This is a genomic window from Ferruginibacter sp. HRS2-29 (genome assembly GCF_024343615.1).
Classification (GTDB): Bacteria; Bacteroidota; Bacteroidia; order Chitinophagales; family Chitinophagaceae; genus Ferruginibacter.
In genome coordinates this window covers 1-2,009 of the sequence record NZ_RJUB01000098.1, presented here as the reverse complement: position 1 = coordinate 2,009, position 2,009 = coordinate 1, and the positions used below count along the sequence as shown (strand labels likewise).

Genomic DNA, 2,009 nt, shown 5'->3' with positions numbered 1-2,009 from the left:
TGTTACTATTTTTACTCCCTGTAATTTGGCTTTTCTTCCCGTCTTCCCGGCACCTCCTTTTCGCCGCAGGTCTGGGCACCAGGTGGTGGCATTGCGGTGCATCAATAAGCCTCACAGAACCCCGTGCTTTTTTCTTCCCGTCTTCCCGGCAAACCCTCTCCGGGTAACGGCAAAAAAAATATCCCGCTTTTATGGTATAGGCAACAAATCACCCGGGCGATACTTTTATCCCATGAAATCAATCTGCACATTACTGTCAATTTTTTTGATATCGCTTACCGCGATGGCGCAGCCCACTAACAACAGGGGCTGGTACGAACGCAAGGATGTAGAGAACGTACAGGTGGGCTGGATGAACACGCTTACCTTTAAAGAACCCGCCAGGCCCTTTGCACAATACGGCTGGAGCTACCCGGCCAGACAAACAGAGTGCACCCAAAAGTTCATCACCTGGATACAGCAGAGTTATACCTGCAAGGGGTTGCTGGGCGAGCCGAAGCTGTCGGTACTGGCGCCGGAGCCAGCATTGCCCAAAACCAACAGCTCTTACGGACTCGGCGAGGCCGAAAAAGATAACCGCAAGGCTTTGCCCAATACATATGGTGGCTATGTAAGGTTTCACCACAACCTGGTAAAGACGGCCACCAAAAAATTTGCCCCCATGAATGGCAACATGTCGTACATGACCCTCAATATGATGGCCAATAATGTGGAGCTTTTCACGCGGCAGATCATTTCACTTTCAGGCGAAGACGAATATTACTGCACCATGCCCCGCTACAGCAAAGGAATGAAAGGGGAATTTGACAGGCCACACAATGAAGAGCTGGCCCAATACCGCAATTTTACCAATAGCCCGGCGCTAAAAAAATACGATCACTATTTTGTACCGGGGCAGGCACTTTCGGGCAGGGGCGCATTTTATGTAATAGTGATGACGAAAGACAGGCAGCCACTGCCTTTTGAACAGGTGACCATCGGCGAATTTCTCACCCGCCTCGAAAGCAGGCTGCCCACGATGTACAGCCTTGCCAAAAATGGCGGCAGCCAGCTGCCCGACCTGATGGAAAAAGCCAAAGCTGGCCTGCAGGAACTCAAAAAACAATTTAAAGACTATCACGATAAGTTTGCCTACTTCCGCGGCCTGCACGAAAATGCAGATATGATAGACCTGGCCAATATAGACGCGGGCAAACCCATCACCTGGCTGAAGACTGAAGCCGAAAGTAAAGAACGGGATTACGGCTCTTCCAACTATGCGCTGCTCCGCCTCAAAAAAGGCGTGAAGCAAGCCTGCGCCACCGGTGGCCCGCAATGGATTGTCTTCCGGATGGAAGCCATGATAAACGAAGCCGATGCAGGAAATACAGAACTGATGGACAACTTTATCAACCGCTTCAATTACGATTATGTATACGATTATTATTTTGGGAACGATAAAGTGATAACCCCTTATCAGCCTCATGCGTATGTAGCCGCGGAGGAGAAAAATAATAACCAGGCCCCGGCTGTTTTATCCGAAACGGCGAAGAAATATGCGGCAGACAGGTCCATCGCATTTTATGAAGATTTTTCAGGGGTAGCCATCGATGCGGCCCCCGCCGCCTGGACGAACGAACGCAACCAGTCGGGCGAAACGATAGGCGTGAAGGAAGTGGCCGGCATTGGTGGAAAATGGCTGAAGCTGCAGAAAAATGCAGCCCCCAGACAATTCAATACCATAAGCGGCGATTTTGAATTCAGCTTTGATGTGATGGTGCAAAAAGGCGATGTACCCTGGGGTACGCCCGGCATACGGCTCGACCTGAAATTTGGCTCGGGCCAGGGCGATAAAACGTTTGCGGTAGATGTATCGCCCGGCGACATGAACCGAAAAGACGCCGCCGGATGGGTGATGCTCACCATGCCCTCTTCGGGCTGCAAGATCGGCAACTATTATTCCCTCCCCGATTTCACGGGCAGCAAACCCATCAATAAAGTAACCATCACCTTTAAAAAGAAAGGGGGCA

General features: G+C 50.7%; 1 protein-coding gene. It reads left to right on the top strand.

Annotation, left to right across the window (positions count from 1 at the left end; all coding sequences use genetic code 11):
* Nucleotides 1–232 precede the first annotated feature (232 nt).
* On the top strand, nucleotides 233–2,009 hold a 1,777-nt coding region (locus tag EGI32_RS11235), incomplete at its 3' end, for a hypothetical protein (RefSeq protein ID WP_255155455.1).